Origin of the sequence: Luteimonas aestuarii, from assembly GCF_004357985.1 — a bacterium.
Classification (GTDB): Bacteria; Pseudomonadota; Gammaproteobacteria; order Xanthomonadales; family Xanthomonadaceae; genus Luteimonas; species Luteimonas aestuarii.
This window is the reverse complement of record NZ_SMTF01000015.1, coordinates 48,236-67,527: the sequence shown is the minus strand read 5'-3', so window position 1 is coordinate 67,527 and position 19,292 is coordinate 48,236. Positions and strand designations below refer to the sequence as shown.

The 19,292-nt window shown below is 68.2% G+C and carries 18 protein-coding genes and 2 pseudogenes; 9 read left to right on the top strand and 11 right to left on the bottom strand.

The annotated features are described in order from the left end of the window. Positions 1–117: 117 nt before the first annotated feature. The 3 genes and pseudogenes from E2F46_RS17725 to sufT all read right to left on the bottom strand — a co-directional run. Positions 118–342 (bottom strand): annotated as a pseudogene (locus tag E2F46_RS17725) (proprotein convertase P-domain-containing protein); the annotation flags it as partial. Between the two features lie 135 nt (positions 343–477). Next, positions 478–2,214: pseudogene (locus tag E2F46_RS14535) on the bottom strand (S8 family peptidase); the annotation flags it as partial. A gap of 249 nt (positions 2,215–2,463) precedes the next feature. Beyond that, the gene (sufT, locus tag E2F46_RS14530; RefSeq protein ID WP_133323306.1) at positions 2,464–3,015 is read right to left on the bottom strand and encodes a putative Fe-S cluster assembly protein SufT; all 552 of its coding nucleotides are present in this window, start codon (positions 3,013–3,015) and stop codon (positions 2,464–2,466) included. A 101-nt stretch (positions 3,016–3,116) separates the two neighbouring features. On the opposite strand from sufT, the gene E2F46_RS14525 reads away from it, so the two are divergent. Then, the gene (locus E2F46_RS14525) at positions 3,117–3,530 is read left to right on the top strand and encodes a hypothetical protein (RefSeq protein WP_133323305.1); all 414 of its coding nucleotides are present in this window, start codon (positions 3,117–3,119) and stop codon (positions 3,528–3,530) included. Positions 3,531–3,903: 373 nt separating this feature from the next. Here E2F46_RS14525 and E2F46_RS14520 read toward each other — a convergent pair whose 3' ends face one another. From E2F46_RS14520 to E2F46_RS14510, 3 genes are read right to left on the bottom strand one after another with little or no spacing between them, the layout of a single operon-like run. Then, positions 3,904–5,304 (bottom strand): NAD(P)(+) transhydrogenase (Re/Si-specific) subunit beta, encoded by a 1,401-nt coding sequence (locus E2F46_RS14520; protein ID WP_133323304.1) that lies wholly within the window; start codon positions 5,302–5,304, stop codon positions 3,904–3,906. Further along, positions 5,301–5,828: a hypothetical protein gene (locus E2F46_RS14515; RefSeq protein WP_133323303.1), complete on the bottom strand. Its 528-nt coding sequence runs from the start codon at positions 5,826–5,828 to the stop codon at positions 5,301–5,303. Before E2F46_RS14515 ends, E2F46_RS14520 begins: the two co-directional genes overlap by 4 nt. Then, entirely contained in the window at positions 5,825–6,124 is a 300-nt protein-coding gene (locus tag E2F46_RS14510) for an NAD(P) transhydrogenase subunit alpha part 2 (protein WP_133323302.1), read from the bottom strand. The genes E2F46_RS14515 and E2F46_RS14510 overlap by 4 nt, the downstream gene beginning before the upstream one ends. Before the next feature lie 127 nt (positions 6,125–6,251). On the opposite strand from E2F46_RS14510, the gene E2F46_RS14505 reads away from it, so the two are divergent. The 3 genes from E2F46_RS14505 to E2F46_RS14495 are packed head-to-tail and all read left to right on the top strand — an operon-like array spanning position 6,252 to position 7,678. Next, positions 6,252–6,878, top strand: a complete 627-nt coding sequence (locus E2F46_RS14505; RefSeq protein ID WP_133323335.1) for an RNA polymerase sigma factor — start codon at positions 6,252–6,254, stop codon at positions 6,876–6,878. Further along, positions 6,875–7,249 carry a hypothetical protein gene (locus tag E2F46_RS14500; RefSeq protein WP_133323301.1) on the top strand — a complete coding sequence of 125 codons (375 nt, stop codon included), beginning with the start codon at positions 6,875–6,877 and terminating at the stop codon, positions 7,247–7,249. The genes E2F46_RS14505 and E2F46_RS14500 overlap by 4 nt, the downstream gene beginning before the upstream one ends. 6 nt (positions 7,250–7,255) lie before the next feature. Next, positions 7,256–7,678: a DUF3106 domain-containing protein gene (locus E2F46_RS14495; protein WP_133323300.1), complete on the top strand. Its 423-nt coding sequence runs from the start codon at positions 7,256–7,258 to the stop codon at positions 7,676–7,678. A 167-nt stretch (positions 7,679–7,845) separates the two neighbouring features. Here E2F46_RS14495 and E2F46_RS14490 read toward each other — a convergent pair whose 3' ends face one another. The 3 genes from E2F46_RS14490 to E2F46_RS14480 all read right to left on the bottom strand — a co-directional run bounded on the left by E2F46_RS14490 (position 7,846) and on the right by E2F46_RS14480 (position 13,522). Then, on the bottom strand, positions 7,846–8,952 hold the full coding sequence (locus tag E2F46_RS14490; protein WP_133323299.1) for an NAD(P) transhydrogenase subunit alpha: 1,107 nt from the start codon (positions 8,950–8,952) through the stop codon (positions 7,846–7,848). Positions 8,953–9,020: 68 nt separating this feature from the next. Continuing rightward, entirely contained in the window at positions 9,021–11,051 is a 2,031-nt protein-coding gene (locus E2F46_RS14485; RefSeq protein WP_165967486.1) for a DUF1631 family protein, read from the bottom strand. A 107-nt stretch (positions 11,052–11,158) separates the two neighbouring features. Further along, positions 11,159–13,522, bottom strand: coding sequence for a DUF1631 family protein (locus E2F46_RS14480; protein ID WP_165967485.1), 2,364 nt, complete (start codon positions 13,520–13,522; stop codon positions 11,159–11,161). Between the two features lie 123 nt (positions 13,523–13,645). Here E2F46_RS14480 and E2F46_RS14475 point away from each other — a divergent pair, with 123 nt between their 5' ends. Genes E2F46_RS14475 through E2F46_RS14460 form a run of 4 tightly spaced genes read left to right on the top strand, consistent with a single transcriptional unit; the run spans position 13,646 to position 16,330 of the window. Then, positions 13,646–14,251, top strand: a complete 606-nt coding sequence (locus tag E2F46_RS14475) for a nitroreductase family protein (RefSeq protein WP_133323296.1) — start codon at positions 13,646–13,648, stop codon at positions 14,249–14,251. Between the two features lie 11 nt (positions 14,252–14,262). Beyond that, the gene (locus E2F46_RS14470; RefSeq protein ID WP_133323334.1) at positions 14,263–15,168 is read left to right on the top strand and encodes a 5'-3' exonuclease; all 906 of its coding nucleotides are present in this window, start codon (positions 14,263–14,265) and stop codon (positions 15,166–15,168) included. A gap of 41 nt (positions 15,169–15,209) precedes the next feature. Then, a complete protein-coding gene (locus E2F46_RS14465) occupies positions 15,210–15,773 on the top strand; it encodes an NUDIX hydrolase (RefSeq protein WP_133323295.1) in 564 nt (187 codons plus the stop codon). Positions 15,774–15,796: 23 nt separating this feature from the next. Next, on the top strand, positions 15,797–16,330 hold the full coding sequence (locus E2F46_RS14460; RefSeq protein WP_133323294.1) for an NMCC_0638 family (lipo)protein: 534 nt from the start codon (positions 15,797–15,799) through the stop codon (positions 16,328–16,330). Positions 16,331–16,377: 47 nt separating this feature from the next. Here the strand turns inward: E2F46_RS14460 and pip are convergent, their stop codons facing one another. After that, entirely contained in the window at positions 16,378–17,319 is a 942-nt protein-coding gene (pip, locus tag E2F46_RS14455; RefSeq protein WP_133323293.1) for a prolyl aminopeptidase, read from the bottom strand. 44 nt (positions 17,320–17,363) lie between these two features. Further along, positions 17,364–18,203 carry a peptide chain release factor N(5)-glutamine methyltransferase gene (gene prmC, locus E2F46_RS14450; protein ID WP_133323292.1) on the bottom strand — a complete coding sequence of 280 codons (840 nt, stop codon included), beginning with the start codon at positions 18,201–18,203 and terminating at the stop codon, positions 17,364–17,366. 48 nt (positions 18,204–18,251) lie between these two features. Here prmC and E2F46_RS14445 point away from each other — a divergent pair, with 48 nt between their 5' ends. Further along, entirely contained in the window at positions 18,252–19,115 is an 864-nt protein-coding gene (locus E2F46_RS14445) for an alpha/beta hydrolase (protein ID WP_133323291.1), read from the top strand. Positions 19,116–19,292 lie beyond the last annotated feature (177 nt).

Genomic DNA, 19,292 nt, shown 5'->3' with positions numbered 1-19,292 from the left:
CCTTTTCATTCGTCGACTCTCCTCTCTCACCCATGGCTTTCGCCGGAAACAAGAACGGCACCCCGGGAAGCGGGGTGCCGTCGCGTGGTTCAGCTGGCGTGCAACACCCCCGCATGATCAGAAGGTGATGCTCCAGCTGTTGATATAGCCTGTGTCGCCATTCGCGTTGTCGTTGACACGCAGCCTCCAGGTCCCATTCCTTGGCTTGCTTGACAGGTTGACCGTGTAGGTGCCGATCACGTTGTCGGCACTGCCGCCGGTCCGGTTGTGCAGCACGTAGACAGTACCATCCGGCGCGAGCAGATCCACCTTCAGGTCGCCGCGATAGGTGTGGCGGATATCCACGGCCACCGGTGTGTTGCTGGGCGCATTGCCGCTGCGGCCAGATACCGTGATCGGGCTTTCGACCGTGCTGTTGTCGTTGATCGGATAATCGGTGCCATTGGTGTAGGTCTGCGAGGTACCTGAACCGGTTGCATAGTTGCCACTCAGCGTTACACCGGAGAAGCTCGAGTAACCGCGCACCATGACGTGGTAAGTCCCCGCCTGCGGCGTGGCGAACGAGCAGGATTCGTTGTTGCCGTTGAGGTAGGGACGGCAGTTGTACGTGCTGGTGGTGGGCGCGGAACCGAATCGCACGTACAGGTCCGCATCGCCGGTGCCGCCCGAGGTGGCGATCACCAGGTTGCTGGCACCCGCGGGCACGTCGATGGTCCAGGACTGCTGGCTGCCCGCCGCGCCCGAAATGCCGGTGATCGGCACGCCATTCTGCAGCACGTTGCCGCCACCGCCCGGCGGGGGCGTCCCGGCCGCCGCATCCACCGCAGCCTTGGCGTTGACGATGCCCGCACCGATGGGTTGCGATGGCGTGGACGGGAAGGCGCGCGCCGTACTCTTGATCAACGCCTCGACCTGTGCGGGCGTGAGCGAAGGATTGGCCACCGACTGGATCAACGCCACCACGCCGGCCACGTGTGGCGCGGCCATCGAAGTGCCGTTGTAGGACGCGTAGGTTTCCGAACCCGGCGTGGTCGAACCACTGTTGAGCGTCGACAGGATCGACGACCCCGGTGCGGAAACATCGATCAACGCGCCGTAGTTGGAAAAGCTCGAACGTGCGCCTGTGCTGGTGTTCGACGCCACGGCAATCACGTTGTTGCAGTTGGCCGGGGAGAAGTTGGACACGTTGGCATTGCTGTTGCCCGCCGCCACCACCACCGTGGTCCCGCGCCCGACCGCACTGTTGATCGCGTTCTGCGTGGTGGTGCCGCAGGCACCCTGCCCACCCAGGCTCAGGTTGATCACTTCCGCCGGATTGGCGTTTGCGGGCACGCCGCTGACGCTGCCGCCGGACGACCAGATGATGGCGTCGGCGATATCCGAATCGTAGCCACCGCAGCGCCCCAGCACGCGCACCGGCACCACCTTCGCATTGAATGCCGTGCCCGCCACGCCCTTGGCGTTGTTCGTGACTGCGGCGACGGTGCCGGCGACGTGCGTGCCGTGCCAACTGGACGACTGCGCCGCATGCACGCCACCGCACTGGTTGGCGGTGACCCAATCGCCCGGATCGCTGGGGTCGGCATCGCGCCCGTTGCCGTCGTTGGACACGAACGTGTCCACGATGAAGTCGTAGCCGGGCAGGATGTTGGCGTTGAGGTCGCTGTGGTTGGTGATGCCGGTGTCCAGCACCGCCACCACCACGCCAGCACCCGTGGCGCTGTCCCAGGCTTCGGTGGCACGGATGCCGCCGGCACCCGTGCCGAAGCCGTACTGCTGGCTGAAGTTGGTGTCGTTGGGGGTCAGGAACAGGCGATTGAGCTTGTCGACCTCGACGTACTCGACGTCGGGGTTGGCCGCGATCTGCCGCATCAGCGATTCGGCCTCGGCGCGATCCAGCTTGCGGTCGGTGCGCACCACGTCGGCACCGGCGGTCATGCGGCGCACGTGCTCGATGGCCACGGCCCTGCGCGACGCCGAGGCCGGCACGGCCCTGGCCGCGTTCGCGAGCGTGCCGCGCACGCGGGCCTGGTCGGCGCGCTCCTGGCTGCCCTCGCGGTACTTCACGATGAAACGGTCGTGCAGCTCGGTGGCCTGCAGGCCACTGAGGTTGAGCCTGTCATTGGCAAGCAGCGAAGCCGGCATGCACAACACGGCCGCGGTGGCGGCGGCCAGCACATGCCTGCGCATGCGACGATCCATGGTTCCTGACATCGAGATAACCCCCAAGCGATGGAAAACGCCGCAGTGCGCGGCAAGGACCGGACGCGGTCCGCAGGGCAGGAGGAGGCGGGGGAACAGGCCTGTCCACGTTGTCGTCCGGCAGAACGCGGACTGACAAAAATGTCCGCCATGTGACGCTAAGCGACAGTCAGCCCAGCGAACAGGGGTCAAACTCGACGATGGTCCACATGAAAATGTGAGCCGCGTAGCAGAACCGAACAGTAAGCGGTTTACGCTGCGTTACAGCATGCCGGTTTCGAGCCGCGCCGATTCGGACATCATCATCCTGTTCCACGGCGGGTCGAACACCAGCTCCACGTCGGCCTCGTCGACGGTAGGGATCAACTCCAGCTTGCTGCGCACATCCTCGACCAGGATTTCGCCCATGCCGCAGCCCGGTGCCGTCAGGGTCATCTTCACGTCCACCGTCCGCCGGCCGGCCTCGCGCGGCTGCACCGCTGCTTCGTATACCAGCCCGAGGTCGACGATGTTGATCGGGATTTCCGGGTCGAAACAGGTTCGCAGTTGCTGCCAGACCAGCCGCTCCACGGCATCGTCGTCGGCGTCCTCGGCCAGCTCGAGTGGTTGCGGCGGTTCCTTGCCGATGGCGTCGCCGTCCTTGCCGGCGATGCGGAACAGGTTGCCCTCCACGAACACCGTCCAGCTTCCGCCCAGGCCTTGGGTGATGTAGCCGACGCTGCCCGCGGGCAGGGTCACGGATTCGCCCTGGGGCACCATGACCACGTCACAATCGCGCTCGAAGCGCACCGGTTCGCTGCTGCGTGAATACATGCGGGAGGAGATGGAGGCGACGACGCGCCGTGCAAGACCTGCGCATTGTAAACGGCGCGCTGCGGGTATCCTGCGCACCTTCCCGGTCATTTGTCGTCGCGATGCCAAGCCCCCCCACCCTGCGTTCACGCCTGGGCGCAGCCGCCCTGCTGCTGCTCGGCAGCGTTGGCTTCGCCGCAGCATGGATCCTGCTGTCGGCCTGGCGCGACCATGGCCTGGCCGCGATGGCGCTGCTGGCGGCGCTGGATGCCGCCCTGCTGCTGCGCCTGGGCGGCTTCCCGCGCGGATGGACGCGCGCCCTGCTGGGCGTGCTGGCCACCGGGCTGATGATCGCGCTGGCCTGCTGGGGGATCGCCGCCGCGCGCATTGGCGGGCCGATGGGCCTGCTGCCGTGGGAGTCGATGCTGAAGATGGGACCGGAATTCGGCTGGCTGCTGGTGCGACTGGGCACCACGCCGGCCGACCTGGGATGGTTCGTGGCAGGGCTGCTGCTGGCGGCCTGGGCGTCGAGATAGCTCCCAGGAAAGGTTTTTCTCCCGATCGAGGGAAAGATATCGACCCGTGGCTGCGCAGGTCCGATGCCATCGCAAGTCGCGGCCCGATCTCCGCTTGGTTGCGGCGGCATCGGACCTGCGCCGGACAGACCATCGCCCGTTCGATAGAAGAGCGAAACGGTGCTGTCCTTGCCTTGGCTTTCCGTCCGGCCCGCCGGGACAAGTGGGGGCGCCTGCCGGGGCCGCGCCGACCAAGCGGATATCGGGCCGCGACTCGGCGTGGCCCCGGCAGGCGCCCCCAGTAACCCCGGACCTGGAGGACGAATCCAAAAACCCGCTGGCACCAGTTGGCGCCGGGATGGAGGGACCAGCCGGGACGAAGCCGCGAGGCCGGTCAGTGCCCGCCGTCGAGCGCCTTCAGCTCGCTCACCAATGCACTCGCCATCTCCGCGCCATCGCCGTAGAGCATGCGCGTGTTGTCGGCATAGAACAGCGCATTCTCGATGCCGGCGAAACCCGTGCCCTTGCCGCGCTTGATGACGATGGTGTTCTTCGAATCGACCACGTCGAGGATCGGCATGCCGAAGATCGGACTGGCCGGGTCGGTCTTGGCCACGGGGTTGACCACGTCGTTGGCGCCGATCACCAGCGACACGTCGGTGTTGGGAAACTCCGGGTTGATGTCGTCCATGTCGACGATCAGGTCGTAGGGCACGCCGGCTTCGGCCAGCAGCACGTTCATGTGGCCCGGCATGCGCCCTGCCACCGGGTGGATGGCGAACTTCACCTTCACCCCACGTTCGATCAGCCGCTGGGTCAGTTCCCAGATCTTGTGCTGCGCCTGCGCCACCGCCATGCCGTAGCCCGGCACGATCACCACGCGCTCGGCGTACGCCATCATCGCCGCCACGTCGGCCGCTTCGATCGGCTTCTGCGATCCGGTGATCTCCGCCGCTTCCGCACCCCCGCCGCCGAAATTCGAGAACAGCACGCTGCCGATGGAGCGGTTCATCGCCTTCGCCATCAGGCGGGTGAGCAGGATGCCGGCCGCGCCCACCATCATGCCGGCGATGATCAGCGCCTCGTTGCCCAGCACGTAGCCTTCGAATGCCACCGCAAGTCCGGTCAGCGCGTTGTACAGCGAGATCACCACCGGCATGTCCGCGCCACCGATGGGCAGCGTCATCAACACGCCCAGCGCCAGCGCGACCAGGAAGAACGCGACGATCCAGTGCACGCCCAGCGACCACACCACCAGCCCACCCAGCACGATGGCCGCGGCGAACACGAGGAAATTGAATACCTGCATGCCCGGGAACGCGTAGCGCTTGTCCATGCGCCCGTCGAGCTTGGCCCAGGCGATGATCGACCCCGACAGCGCCACCGAGCCGATCAGCGCGCCCAGCGTCGCCAGCACCGGCACCACCGCGCCCGGCGCCTGCCCCGCCGCCGACCAGCGCAGCAGCTCCACGCCGCCGATCGCCGCCGCCGAACCGCCGCCCAGGCCGTTGTACAGCGCCACCATCTGCGGCATGTCGGTGATCGCCACCTTCTTGCCGGAGATCCACGCCACCGCCGTGCCGATGGCGGTGGCCGCGAGGATCAGCGGAATGTTGTGCAGGTCCGGCAGGAAGAACGTGGCGATGGTGGCGATGACCATGCCCAGCCCGGCCCAGCGGATGCCGCTGCGCGCGGTGGCCGGCGAGGCCATGCGCTGCAGGCCCAGCAGGAACAGCGTGGCGGCGACCAGGTAACTGGACTTGACCAGCAGGTCGATGACGTCTGCGGCGCTCATGCCTGCCCTCCATGCGTCACGCCGGTGTCGACCACGGGCTGACGGTCCAGCCGATGGTGCTCTCGCATTTCGATGACCGTCTTCAACAGGCCCAGCATGCCCAGCCCGAGTGCCAGCAAGCCCAGCGACAACTGGCTGATGGCCGTGTCCTCCGCCAGGTAGGCGCCGGCCAGTCCCGTCGCCATCGCACCGAACGCATACGCCGCGAGCAGTGCCAGCATCCAGCGCCCCTTGCGCGGGTCTTGCCAGACCTTGCGCGACACCTCGTTCTGGGCCTTGCGTGGATCCTGCAACGACGACAGGCCAATGCCGATGCCGGCATACAGGAGGATGTAGTTCCAGTCGCCGTAAGCTGGCGACAGACCTTCGCCACGGGCGGACACGATGGCCATGACGGACTTGCCGGCATAGCCCACGGCGACCAGCAGCATCGGGTACTGCAGGTAGCTGATCGCCTGGAACACGTCGCGCGCCGTCCACCGCTGCCGGATGCCGTCCACGGCGCCCGCCCGCAGCGCACTCACTTGCCGCCCCCCGGCTTCTTCGACGACTTGAACATCTCCAGCATCCGCTCGGTCACGACGTAGCCGCCGGCGGCGTTGCCCGCACCCATCAGCACCGCGATGAAGCCGATCGCCTTCTCCAGCGGCGTCTCGGCGTGCCCCAGCACCACCATCGCGCCGATCAGCACGATCCCGTGGATGAAGTTGCTGCCCGACATCAGCGGCGTGTGCAGGATCACCGGCACCCGCGAGATGATCACGTGTCCGGCGATGGCCGCCAGCATGAAGATGTACAGCGCCACGAACCCGTCGATCATCCGGCCGCTCCCCGCGTAGGCGTCGCCTGCATCATAACCGCCCGTGAATCCACCGCCAGCCGCGTCAACCCCGCCGGTCGCCGGGCGTTGACCTCTGCGAACCCCGCGTCAGGAGGGCGAGGTGGCAATGGACGGAAGCGGTTTCGACAGCAGCACCCGGGCCCGGGCCGCCCACGCCCGGCACACGGCCGTGGCGGGTACGCTTGCGGCCGTGGATGCCAGCCCCGCCAACGCCGCCGCCGTGCCTGAAACGCTCGAGCAGTTCCTGGGCACCGTCTCGGCGCGCGCCTTCCGCTTCGCCGAACTGGGCCTGCGCCACCGCGAGGACGCGCTGGACGCGGTGCAGGACGCAATGGCGAAGATGCTCGGTTACCGCGACCGGCCGCCACAGGAATGGACCCCGCTGTTCTGGACCGTACTGCGCAGCCGCATCATCGACCAGCAACGGCGGCGCACTTTCCGCCTGGGCTGGATCGCCGATGCGCGCGAGCCGGACGGGGGCGAGATCGACTGGGCCGACGAGGACACGCCCGATCCGTCCCGCGCCCATGACGGCCGCGAAGCCTACGCGACGCTGGCCGAAGCGCTGCGCGACCTGCCCGCGCGCCAACGCGAGGCCTTCACCCTGCGGGTGCTGGAAGAGCTGGACGTCGAGACCACCGCCCGCGTCATGGGCTGCGGCGAAGGCTCGGTGAAGACCCACCTGTTCCGCGCCCGCGACGCATTGCAGAAACGACTGGAGGATTTCCGATGACCACCCCGCATGAAGACCAGCGTTTCGACGACGCCATGCGTGCCCTGCATGCGCGGGCCGTGTCTGGCGTCTCCGCCGGCACCATGGCGCAGCTGCACCGTCGTCGCCACGCCGCCCTGCAGGGCGACGCAAGGCCGCGTCGCTGGTTCGGCCTGCCGGCCGCGGCGGCCTTTGCGTCGCTGCTGGTGGTTGCCATTGGCTTGGGCTTTGGCCTGCAGACCACCTCCGACGCACCTGCCACGATGGCACCCCTCGCCACCGCGGGCACGCCTGCCGTCGAGATCGACGACGCATACGCCGCGCTCGATGAAAACCCCGATTTCTTCCTCTGGCTCGCCTCCAGCGATGCCAACCTGCTGGCGATGGAGTAACCCGTCATGCACAAGATGATCCTGCCCACCCTGCTGTCCCTCGCCCTGCTCGCGCCCGGCATCGCCGCCGCGCAATCGGCCACGCCATCGCTGCCGGCGTGGGACCAGCTCACCCCGCAGCAGCGCGAACAGCTCACCGCGCCCGTGCGCGAGCGCTGGAACAACAGCACGCCCGAGCGCCGCCAGCACATGCTGGACCACGCCGCCCGCTGGGAGGCGATGACGCCCGAGGAGCGCACGCGCGCACGCCAGGGCCACAAGCGCTGGAGCGACATGCCGCCCGAGCGCCGCGAACACGCGCGCGCCCTCTACCAGCACATGCGCAACCTGCCCGAGGCCGAACGCAAGGCGATGGTGGACCGCTGGAAGGCAATGACGCCGGAACAGCGTCGCGCCTGGGTGGAAGCGAATCCGGCGACCAATCCGTAGCGCGCCGCCATTGCGTGTCGGCACATTCCGGACCGATCATCCTGATCGCAAGCAGGGGTGGTGGTTTCGACGATATCGTGGTGAGCGGCGGCCTTTGCCCCGAAGATCACCGGGCGGAGGGAGAGAACCGGACTTGTCCACCCTTCGTCAGGTGAACCGGGCCCCGCTCATGGAACCACAGCCGGGTCTTCTCCCCGTTCCGGCCACACCGTCTTCGCCAGCAGCTCGTCGTCCCAGTCGAACACTAGCCCGCCACCCTCGAGCAGCAGCGATACGAAGTTGTAGACATTGCGGGCGAACATTTCGCTGGCGTGCAGCGCACCCATGCTGGCGAGATCCAGCGGTCCGGCTATGCGCACGCCGCCGGATTCGATGGTCTCGCCGCGCCGGGTCAGTTCGCAGTTGCCACCTGTCTCGGCGGCAAGGTCGACGATCACGCTGCCCGGCTTCATGCCGGACACCATGGCGGCGCTGATGATCTTCGGCGCCGGTCGCCCCGGCACGGCCGCGGTACAGACCACCACGTCCACGCCCTTGAGGTGTTCGGCCAACCGGCGCTGCTGCTCGGCGCGCTCCTCGTCGGTGAGCTGGCGCGCGTAGCCGCCCTCGCCCGCGGCGCTTACGCCAAGGTCGAGGAACTTGCCGCCCAGCGACTCGATCTGCTCGCGCGTCTCCGGACGCACGTCGAACCCTTCCACCTGTGCGCCCAGCCGGCGCGCCGTGGCAATCGCTTGCAGCCCGGCCACGCCGGCACCGACCACCAGCACCTTCGACGGGCGGATGGTGCCGGCCGCCGTGGTGAGCATCGGGAAGAAGCGCGGCGCCAGCTGCGCGGCGATCAAGGTCGCCTTGTAGCCGGCCATGCCGGCCTGCGAGCTGAGGATGTCCATCGCCTGCGCGCGCGTGGTGCGCGGCAAGCGTTCCAGTGGAAAGGCGACGATGCCGTGGCTGCGGATCGCTTCGGCACGCGATTCGTCCGCTTGCGGTTGTAGCGCCCCGACCAGCACCGCGCCTGGCTTCATGCCTGCAATGGCATGGGCGGCCGGCGGCTGTACGCACAGGACGATGTCGGCGTCGGCCAGCGCATCGCCATCGACCAGCTCTGCCCCGGCGTCCGCATAGGCCTGGTCGGGGACGTGCGCGCCAGCGCCTGCGCCGCGCTGCACGCGCACCCGGGCGCCCGCGGCCACGTACTTCCTGGTGGTTTCCGGCGTCAATGCCACGCGCGCCTCGCCTTGCGCGGACTCGCGCGCCACTCCGATCGTCACCGCCATGCCCTGCTCCGCCGATGGATGCTGCGCCATCCTAGCGAATGCAGGGGGGCGGCGCGATCAGACCGGCGTCAGGCAGGCGATCGTTCCGCCGGGACATGCGCGGCAATGGCCGAAGCGATGGCCGACAGCGCGTTGCGCACCGGGTCTCCCTGCCGGACGATCAAGTCACCGCGGGCCACCGAGGCTTCCAGCGTGACCGCATCGATGTCAGCCACGCGCGCGCCTTGCGCATCGACCAACAGGCATCGACCGGTCAGCGGGCTGCGCCAGGCGACGTGCAGCGCCTGGTGTCCACCATCCATGAGGCGATGGAGCACGCGATCGCCCGCCTGCAATTCCTCCGCACCGGAAGGCATTTCCACGGCCGGCATGGCGCCTGCTTTCGCCAGCGGCTCGACCTCGGCCGGCTGTCGCCGGCGGTCAGGGTCCGCGAACTCGGCCACCAGCGCGGACAGCGCCGCGACCGACGCCTCGCCCTGGAGGCCGCTGCTGGCGACACATTCGCGCAGCGTCGGCTCCACCTCCAGCAGCGACTGCGCCACGCGACGGCCATCGCGCTCGCCATCGATCGCGAGCAAGCGTTCGCCCAGTGCGGTGGCATCGATATACCTGTCGGAACCCGCGCCGTCGCGCAGCCATGTCTGCGCCAGCCATTGACGCCAATGCTCCGACAGGAATGCAGCAAGCACGGGCGGCAATGGGCCACGCTCGAACAGAGCCTCCAGTTGCCGGTCCGCGGCCGCACGCGCCGCGTCCAGTCGCTCCTTGCCCTGCATCGACTGCCACAGCCTGCGCGCCGCCATGTCCGCCCGGCGCCGGATCGGCCCGACCTCCGACTCGATGTGCTCCAGCAGGCGTGGCGCAAGCGCCAGGCCGCCGTGCAGATCGGCCAGCACGTCCGCGGCCGCCTGGTCGGCGATCCGATGAAGCACGGCCTCGGCAGGATTCCTGCCCGCGTTGCCATCCCACAACTCGACCAGCGTGGACAGCAGCAGCAGGGGGGGGCGTCCGGCGTCGTCGAACAGCCCCGGCACCTCCATCGCGCACCGGGTGCAGGGCACTGCCAGGCGCGAAAGCGTTCGCGCCGCGACGTCCGACAGCACCGCATGGTCGCGCAAATGCTCGAACAGCCGGCTGGTGATCTCGATGGCGGCTTCCTGCAGCGGCGAACGCACGACCTCACCAGGGGCCAGCCCGATGCTCGCCGCCACGCGATCGATGCGCAGCCGCAGTTGCTCGCCCAGGGCGGATTCGTCCTGACCGGTCGCTGCGCGGTCGGCGCCCAGCAGGTCCAGTGCCGCCAGCAGTTCCCCATCCAGCATTTCGCGCGTGCCTGCTGGCTGCGCACGCGCCATGCCCACCAGCGCACGGCGCAATCGGTCGAGCTGCCCCCTGTCGTCCCGGCCGGTGGCCACGCGCGCCTGCGCCAGTTCCGGCGCGAGTCCAAGCACCAGCACGCCTTCATTGCCGGACGACATCTCGTATCCGGCTTCGGCGAGCGTGCCGTTGCACCAGTGGTAGATGGCGCCCAGCCGCTCCGACGCCAGCCTTGCGAAATGCTTGAGCACCAGCGCATGCACGCGTGCGCTGGAATCGAGTACGGTGAAGGCACGCAGGAAGGTCTCGGCCAGCGCGCTCGGGCCGAACGGATTGCGCGGTCGCTCGCGCGAGCCCATGCGCGCGGCGACGGTGTAGAGGCGTCTGTCCAGCAGGTCCACCATGTCCCCGAACCGCCGCTCCAGCGCGTCGATGACCGGCGCGCCCACCAGTTGCACATGCAGCTCGCTCTCGGCCATCAGTTCGAATTTGCCCGTGCGTGCCCGCGACAGCGCCGGCCAGCCACGCAGCATGGTGTCGATCTGTTCCTGCCAGCGCTTTTCGTAGGCCAGGACCTCGCGCAACAGCATGCCGATATCGGTACGGTCCTCGACCAGCGCGGGGGACGGCGGGCTGGCCGCGGCACGGCCGTCCAGCTCCCGCAGGGCAGCGTCGAGCGAGTCGCGCATCAGCGGCATCAGCCGCGCGACCAGCCCGTTACGCAGGTTGTCGAGGATATCGGCCGGTGGGACCCGCCCTCCGGCTTGACCTGGATCTTGCACGCCTGACCCGCCATCCGTCCTGAAATGCATCGATAGCATAGTGGACGGATCGGCCGCGCGAAGGCATCACGTTCAGTTCGTTCACGGCACCGGGGCACGGAGCCCGGTCAGGAAACCTTTCGCGCACCCTCGCCATCGGGGGCGGCATTGAGCCGCTGCCACAATTGGCGCATCGCCTCGTCGAAGGGGGCGTCGACCGCGCGCAGCACGACGCGCCCTGTCGCCACCAGCGAGGCCAACTCTTCCGGCGAGACCACCAGCTTGCGCACGCCGCGACGGTTCACGATCAGGAAACGCGACGTCAACGGACTGACCCAGGCGATGCGGCACGCGGTTTCGTGGCCGTCCTCGTCGATCAGGCGCAGCCCCTGGCCCACGCGCAGCCGGCGCATGCGCGCGGCAATGGCGGGATCGAACGCAAGCGTCGCGGTCCCCCCGGCCAGTTGCAGGCGGCTCGACGCGTCGTCGGAAGCATCCTGGGAAACCTCCTCCGCATCCGGCGGATTGGGCTGGTGTATTTTGCGCGGCGTATCCGGCAGCGCCAGCGCCGAGATGATGCGCGCCATGGCGTCGCGCGCCGCCGTGGCGTCCATGCCGCAGTTGGAATAACACTCGCCCAGCGGCACCTGAAGCGCCAGCAGTTGCTGGGCGACGGCAACGCCGCGGACATCCGCCGCGTCCGCATCCACCTGCACCATCGCATCACCGGTGCCGATCGCCGCGAGGTGGCGCGCGGAATCCGGACCGTCGCGCAGCCAGGTCTGGGTGAGGTGGTGGCGCCAGTGCCGATCGAGGAAGTGCGCGACGGCCGCGGTCATGGGCCGGTCGGCGAGGCGCGAGGCCACCAGCCCATCGGCGTCGCGACGCGCCTGCGCCAGGCGCTCGCGGCCGTGGATCGCTTCCGCTGCACGCTTTTCGGACAGCTCAGAGCGCCGCTTCTGCTGCTCCAGCTGGTCGCGCAGTTCGGCGGCCGCCAGTTCGAAGATGGCCTGGTCGTCCTGGTATTCATCGACCACACGGTCCACGGCGTGCTCGGCACGCTCCAGCGTTTCCTTGTCCTGCGGGGTCTCGCCGCTGTTGCCATCACAGGCCTCGGTCAGCACGTCCAGCAGCTGCCGCGCCGGATGGGTGCGGCGGTTGAACAGCGAATCGTCGGTCAACGCCACCTTGAGGTAGGGCACGACCAGGCGACCGTACATGTCGCGCGCCTGCTCCACCAGGTCGTTGGCTTCGTACAGCGACTGGAACAGGATGCCGATCAGGTCGATCGCATCTTCTTCGTCGGTACTGAAATGGGTCTTCGCGGGATCGAACCCGATCTCGCGCAGGCTGCTGAGGATCCGGTGCCGAAGCACGTCGGCAAGTGGCCGCTCACCCTGGCCGGCCAGGGCGCGGGCGTAGGGCTCCGGGTCTTCGCCCTGGAGCAGGCTGGCCACGCTGAGCAGTTCCGACGTCCCCAGCACCTGGGCGTTTGACATCCGGGGATGTGATGCGAAGGGCGCTGCGTGCGGCGGAGACACCTCGCCGGAATCGGCCGCTTGCCCGCCCAACAGCGAGCCGCCGGCCCGTGCGCGCCAGGCGTGCAGTTGCTCGCGCATCAGGTCGCGATACCGCATCGGCTGGCCGCTGGACAGCGCCTCGGCCACCACCTGCGCCCGGATCTGCGCCGTGGCGTGTGATTCCTGCACCCCATGCCCGCCGGCTGGCGCATATCCCTGCGTCAGCGGTACGCCTGCCGCATCTCCGCTCCGGACGTGCTGTACCACGCCACCCTCGGGCACCCATTCGCCACCATTCGCCTGCTGTGCCGGCGGCAGGCTCGAAGGCTGCGCGGGCCGCGCGGCCCTGGATCCCTGGGCACGGACCGAAGGCTGTGTGCCGAACGACGCAGCATCAAGTGCCTTGTTCGCCTTGTCGTACAGTTCGCCAAGCACCTTGGGCAGGCGCTTGTCGAACTGGTGGAACACCATCGAACGCAATGACGGAGTCAGGTCGTCCGCGCCGAACAACGCAACGAAGGCGCTCACGGCCACCTCGGGGCGCATCGGGTTCGATCGCCCACGACGGATGCCCAGTGACTCGGACAGTGCGGACAGCCGCTCGTCGAGCTGGGCCAGCGGATGCAGGAACTGGTGATCCAGCAATTCGGTGATCTGCTGGCCGGCAAGATGGACTTCCAGTTCGCCCTCGGACATCAGGCTCAGCGACTTGGACTTGGCATCATCGTCGTCGCCAGAGGCCTGCTCCCAGCGATCGAACTCGGCTTCGACTGCGCTGCGGAACTTCGTGGCAAGCTCCAGCGCGCGATGGCTCAGCGCCATCACCGCGACGCGGTCTTCCTGCGCGGAGGCAAAGTCATGCGAGGCGAGTGCGGCCAGGCGCACCTGTTCCTCGATCGAACTCCAGAAACCCGACAACACGCCGCCCAGCTCGGTCACGGCATCACGGCGCAGCGTTTCCAAAACACGCACCGGCGATCGCGGAGCGGTGGCCCTGCCTTGCAGCATCAGCGATGGATCACGGTCGTGCGTCATTTCGGGGGAGAATGCGCGGGGCGAAGTGGCCCACGCCAGAATCCAGCAACCGGAACCTCCATGTCTGTGACTGCATCCGCAAATCCTCAATCCCCGCAACCACTTGCAGCGCTCGACGCCCGCCGCAGCGTGCCCGCGAAGCAATTGGGCGAGCCCGGGCCGGATCCCGCCGCGTTGGCACGCATGCTGGAGTCCGCCGTCCGCGTCCCCGACCACGGCAAGCGCGTGCCGTTCCGGTTCCTGCGCATCCATGGCGATGCGCGCCACGCACTGGGAGAGGCCGTCGCCAAACGGGGAATGCAGCGCGACCCCGGCGCTGGCGACGGCGCCATCGAGAAGGACCGCATGCGCTTCAGCCACGCGCCGCTCGTGGTCGTCGTGGTCGCCGTGCTCGATCCTTCCGACGACAAGATCCCCGGGCAGGAGCGCCTGCTGACCGCCGGCTGTGTCTGCTTCGCGCTGTTGCAGGCTGCGCAGGCAATGGGGTTCGGCGCGACGTGGCTGACCGGATGGCCCGCCTATGACAACGCCATCCTGCAGCTGCTGGGGTTGGACGAGGACGAACGCATCGCCGGCTTCATCCACATCGGTACGCCGAAGACGGAGGTGCCGGAGCGCGACCGGCCCGACCCCGCCACCCTGCTCGGCGACTGGATACCGACGTGAGTGCCGTCCCGATGCCGCAGCCGTTGTACCTGGTCGATGCCAGCCTCTACGTCTTCCGCGCCTGGCATTCCATGCCGGATGAGTTCCACGACGCCGAAGGCTGGCCGACCAACGCCGTGCACGGGTTCGCGCGGTTCGTGCTGGAACTGCTGGAGCGCGAACGGCCGCGACACATCGCCATCGCCTTCGACGAGGCACTCGATTCCTGTTTTCGCAATGCGCTGTACCCGCAATACAAAGCCAACCGCCCGCCGGCCCCGGAAGAACTCAAGCGCCAGTTCGTACTCTGCAAGGCACTGTGCGCTGCGCTGGGGCTCAACGTCATGGCGCACGGCGAATACGAGGCGGACGACCTGATCGGCAGTGCGCTGCATCGCGCGCGTCCCGAGGGACTGCGCGGCGTGATCGTCTCCGCCGACAAGGATCTCTCGCAGTTGCTGATGGAACACGACGAGCAGTGGGACTACGCCCGCGGCCAGCGCTGGACCACGGCCGGGGTCAAGGCGCGGCATGGCGTGGAGGCCGCGCAGATCGCCGACTACCTCGCGCTGTGCGGTGACGCGATCGACAACATCCCCGGGGTACCCGGCATCGGCGCCAAGACCGCCGCCGTGCTGCTGGCGCACTTCGGTACGCTCGATGCACTGCTGGCGCGCCTGGACGAAGTGCCCTTCCTGCGCTTCCGCGGCGCCGCGCAGGCGGCGAACCGGCTGCGCGAACATCGCGAGCTGGCGCTGCTCTGCCGACGCCTGACCACCATCGCACTCGATGCGCCCCTGGCCACGCACGCCGCATCCCTCCGGCGTGGCGTCGCCGATGCCGAGGCCTTGTCGTCCCTTGCCGAATCGCTGCGCTTCGGGCCGATGACGCGACGGCGGCTGCACGAGGCCGCCGGATTGCCCTACAACCCCGGCTGAGGCGCACTGCCTTTGCCACCACGGTGCGGTAGCATCGCCCGATGGACAAGGACTCCGGCGGCGACGTCGAACTGCTGTACCAAGGGGAGTGGCTGCGCATGGTCAGGCGCGGCCACTGGGAATCGTGCGAACGCACCCATGGCAAGGACGGGTTGGCGGTGCTGGTGATCGCGGTCACGCCCGACGACCACGTGCTGTTCGTCGAGCAGTACCGCGTGCCGCTGGGCGCGAAGACCATCGAGATGCCGGCGGGACTGGTTGGCGACGACCACGACGACGACTCATTGGAAGCCGCCGCCCGCCGCGAACTGATCGAGGAGACTGGCTGGGAGGCCGGCCGCGTCGACGTACTGCTGACCGGCCCCACGTCGTCGGGCATGAGCAACGAGCGCATCGCCTTCGCGCGGGCCCGCGACTTGCGCAAGGTGGGCGATGGTGGCGGCGTCAACGACGAGGACATCACCGTGCACTCGGTGCCGCGCAGCGAGGCGCCGGCGTGGCTGATGCGGAAATACCGCGAGGGCTACGAGCTGGACCTGAAGCTCTGGGCCGGGCTGTGGATGATCGAGTACAACCCGGATGGTTCGCGCGCGGATCCGATATGAGCCTGAAATCACTGCGCACCGCGTTGATCGCCTGGATCACGCTCTGTTGCATGACCAATGGCCGGGCATCCGGACCGGTTGACGGGAGTCTTGATGCATTCTCGACGCTGTTCGCGTCCACCTGCATGCAGCATTACGACTCACAGGACGCATTGACTGCGGCGATCACCGCGTACGGCGGGCAGGATGTCCCTGCCGGGAACGCCTCGTTCTTCCTCGGAGGCAAGGGAGGTGCAGCGTGGATCATCCTTGCGGAGGAAGGGCGCTTCGTGGTTTCGCTGCGCGAAGACGGCACCTGCGCCGTGTTCGCACAGCGTGCGATCGCCGAAGCTGCACGCGCAGGCTTCCAATCACTCGTCTCCACTGCACACCCGCCACTGCTTGCGGAGCCGCGCACGATGCCAACTGCCGTGGACGAGCAGTCCAGAACGCTCGCCTGCGCATGGTTCCGACCGGAAGACGACAGTGAGCTTCTGTTCGTGCTGACCACCTCCGACGATCCTGACGCCAATGTCCAGGCGGTTGCGACGGTGTCCATCGCCTCGCGCGACCGCTGAAGGCTCCTTGGCTCTCCGCCCCTGCCTAAGCCAGGGCCAAGGCATGCCTACGCGAACGAATCGGTCGCTTTCACCAGTGCATCCACGTTCTCTTCCTCGAACGCGGAGTGGCCGGAGGTCGGGGTGATGGCCAGTTCGGCCTTCGGCCAGGCCTTGTGCAGGTCCCACGCATTCTGGACCGGGCAGACCACGTCGTAGCGGCCATGCACGATCACCCCGGGGATATCGACGATGCGGTACATGTCGCGCAACAGCTGGTCGTCGACCTCGAAGAAGCCCTTGTTGACGAAGTAATGGTTCTCGATGCGCGCGAACGCCAGCGCGAATTGCGCATCCGCGTGGCTGTCGGCGAAATCGCCATCGACGCGCAGGAACGACGTGGCGCCTTCCCACACGCTCCACGCGCGTGCAGCCGCCAGGCGCGTGGCTTCATCGTCGCTGGTCAGGCGCTTGTGGAAGGCGGCAACCAGGTCGCCGCGTTCGGCTTCGGGGATCGCGGCGATGTAATGCTCCCAGGCATCCGGGAACAGGCGCGAGGCGCCTTCCTGGTAGAACCACTGCAGCTCCCACCGGCGCAGCATGAAGATGCCGCGCAGCACGAGTTCGCTCACCCGGCGCGGATGCGATTGCGCGTAGGCCAACGCCAGCGTGGAGCCCCAGGAGCCGCCGAAGACCTGCCACTTCTCGACGTCCAGCCGCTCACGCAGTTTTTCGATGTCGGCCACGAGGTCCCAAGTGGTGTTGTCCACCAGGTCGGCGTGCGGCGTGGAGCGCCCGGCGCCACGCTGGTCGAACAGCACGATGCGGTATTTCGCCGGGTCGTGGAAGCGACGCATCCTGGCGTTGCAGCCGCCGCCGGGACCGCCGTGCAACAGTACGACCGGCTTGCCCTTCGGGTTGCCGGACTGTTCGTAGTACAACGTATGGCGGTCGTCGACCTTGAGCGTGCCGACGTCGAACGGTGCGATCTCCGGGTACAGCGTGCGCATGGCGGTCCCTTGCAGGTACGAGTCGCCAGAGTCTAACGCCTGCTTCAAGGCCGCCAACGGCCCAGCGTCACCCGGTCGCGATGCTCCAGGTCCTGCAGCGTCGCCACGTCCACCAGCCCGGCGCTGACCAGCAAGGTGCGCACGGCATCGCCCTGGTCGTGGCCATGTTCCAGCAGCAGCCAACCGCCTGGCAGCAGGTGCCGCGGCGCACCGGCGGCGAGCACGCGGATCGCAGACAGCCCGTCGCCGCCCGGCGTCAGCGCCTGCACGGGTTCGAAACGCAGGTCTCCGCGCTGCAGGTGTTCGTCATCGCCGGCGATGTAGGGCGGGTTGCTGGCGATCAGATCGAAGCGGTCCTCACGCAGCGGGCCATACCAGTCGCCGACGCGGAAGCGGATGTTGGCAACCCTGGCCGCATCGGCATTGCCACGCGCCACCGCAAGCGCCGCTTCGCTGGCGTCGGTGGCGACCACCATGGACTGCGGGCACTCGCTGGCCAGCGCCAGTGCAATCGCGCCACTGCCCGTGCCCAGGTCGGCGATGCGCAATGGCGTGTCGGCGGGCAGTCGCGACAGCGCTGCCTCGACCAGCCGTTCGGTTTCCGGGCGCGGGATCAGCGTGTCCGGCGTGACCGCGAGATCGAATGTCCAGAAGCCGCGCGACCCGACCAGGTAAGCCACAGGCTCGCCCTGGACGCGCCGCGCGAGCAGCGTTTCGAAGCGGGCCGCCTGCGATGCATCCAACTCGGCGTCGTCATGCGCGAACAGCCAGCTGCGCGGCTTCCCCAGCACGAACGTGAGCAGCAACTCCGCGTCCTCGCGCGCCACCCGGGCGCAAGCGTTGCGCAGCAGTGCATCCACGCGGCGCCTTGTGGTCGTATCCATGGGACGTCATCGTAGCCGCTCGCGCGCGGCAACCGCCCAGGAAACCCCATGCGATCACTGCGCACCACGCTCGCCATCGCCCTGGCCGCACTGCTTGCCACGGGCTGCCAGAGCGTGTTCTTCGGCTACGTCAACCGCGACAGCACGCCGCCTGTGGCCAGCGTGACCTACGATCCCGGTCGCGGGCTGGCGCTGGATGTCTACCGCCCGCGCCACGCCATCCACGCGATGCCGGTGGTCGTGTTCTTCTACGGTGGGGCCTGGCAGCGCGGCAACCGCGCGCGGTATGGCTTCGTTGGCAGCCAACTGGCGCAACGCGGGGTCGTGGCCATCGTGGCGGATTACCGCACCTGGCCGACGGCAGGATTCCCTGACTTCATCGACGATGCTGCGCGCGCGGTGCGCTGGTCCCGCGACCACGTCGCCGAGCATGGCGGGGATCCCGACCGGATCTTCATTGCCGGCCATTCCGCCGGCGCGCAGATCGCCGCGCTGCTCGGAACCGATGCTCGTCATCTGGGGCGGGTGGACATGACGCCGCGCGACCTGGCGGGTGTGATCGGCCTGGCCGGCCCCTATGACTTCGCCATCGGCGGCAAGCTTGAACGCATCTTCGGCCCGCCTGAGCAATGGCCGGATGCCATGGCCGTGCGCTTCGTGGACGGTGACGAGCCGCCCTTCCTGCTGATCCACGGCGACCGCGACCGTACCGTGGAACCGGGCAACAGCCGTCGCCTGCACGCCGCATTGAGGGAGGCTGGCGCCTCCTCGCGAATTGTCTGGTTGGCGGGTGCCAGCCACTTTGCACCTGCCGCAGCGTTCTACTCGCCCGAGCGCTTCCCCAAAGTGCTGTTGGCGGTTTCGTCTTTCGTCGGCGCGGACGCGTCAACGGCGCCTCCCGAACCGGAATAGGCTCATTCCCCCCGCGCCAGCCACGCCGGAGGCTGGCATGCGATGTACGGGCACAATCGCTGGCGCGATTCGCGCTCGGTGTGCTCAGGCTCGGCGGGCACCTCCGCAGCACCGACGCAGCCGCACCTACCTCGCCAGCGACCGTGTCGCCAGCTTCTTTACGAGACTCGCGATGGT

What these genes read in the sequence shown, in the direction of transcription:
- sufT (WP_133323306.1), bottom strand. Translation starts at nt 3,015, where the DNA reads ATGTATTCACGCAGCAGCGAACCGGTGCGCTTCGAGCGCGATTGTGAC.
- E2F46_RS14525 (WP_133323305.1), top strand. Translation starts at nt 3,117, where the DNA reads ATGCCAAGCCCCCCCACCCTGCGTTCACGCCTGGGCGCAGCCGCCCTG.
- E2F46_RS14520 (WP_133323304.1), bottom strand. Translation starts at nt 5,304, where the DNA reads ATGAGCGCCGCAGACGTCATCGACCTGCTGGTCAAGTCCAGTTACCTG.
- E2F46_RS14510 (WP_133323302.1), bottom strand. Translation starts at nt 6,124, where the DNA reads ATGATCGACGGGTTCGTGGCGCTGTACATCTTCATGCTGGCGGCCATC.
- E2F46_RS14505 (WP_133323335.1), top strand. Translation starts at nt 6,252, where the DNA reads ATGGACGGAAGCGGTTTCGACAGCAGCACCCGGGCCCGGGCCGCCCAC.
- E2F46_RS14500 (WP_133323301.1), top strand. Translation starts at nt 6,875, where the DNA reads ATGACCACCCCGCATGAAGACCAGCGTTTCGACGACGCCATGCGTGCC.
- E2F46_RS14495 (WP_133323300.1), top strand. Translation starts at nt 7,256, where the DNA reads ATGCACAAGATGATCCTGCCCACCCTGCTGTCCCTCGCCCTGCTCGCG.
- E2F46_RS14490 (WP_133323299.1), bottom strand. Translation starts at nt 8,952, where the DNA reads ATGGCGGTGACGATCGGAGTGGCGCGCGAGTCCGCGCAAGGCGAGGCG.
- E2F46_RS14475 (WP_133323296.1), top strand. Translation starts at nt 13,646, where the DNA reads ATGTCTGTGACTGCATCCGCAAATCCTCAATCCCCGCAACCACTTGCA.
- E2F46_RS14470 (WP_133323334.1), top strand. Translation starts at nt 14,263, where the DNA reads ATGCCGCAGCCGTTGTACCTGGTCGATGCCAGCCTCTACGTCTTCCGC.
- E2F46_RS14465 (WP_133323295.1), top strand. Translation starts at nt 15,210, where the DNA reads ATGGACAAGGACTCCGGCGGCGACGTCGAACTGCTGTACCAAGGGGAG.
- pip (WP_133323293.1), bottom strand. Translation starts at nt 17,319, where the DNA reads ATGCGCACGCTGTACCCGGAGATCGCACCGTTCGACGTCGGCACGCTC.
- prmC (WP_133323292.1), bottom strand. Translation starts at nt 18,203, where the DNA reads ATGGATACGACCACAAGGCGCCGCGTGGATGCACTGCTGCGCAACGCT.
- E2F46_RS14445 (WP_133323291.1), top strand. Translation starts at nt 18,252, where the DNA reads ATGCGATCACTGCGCACCACGCTCGCCATCGCCCTGGCCGCACTGCTT.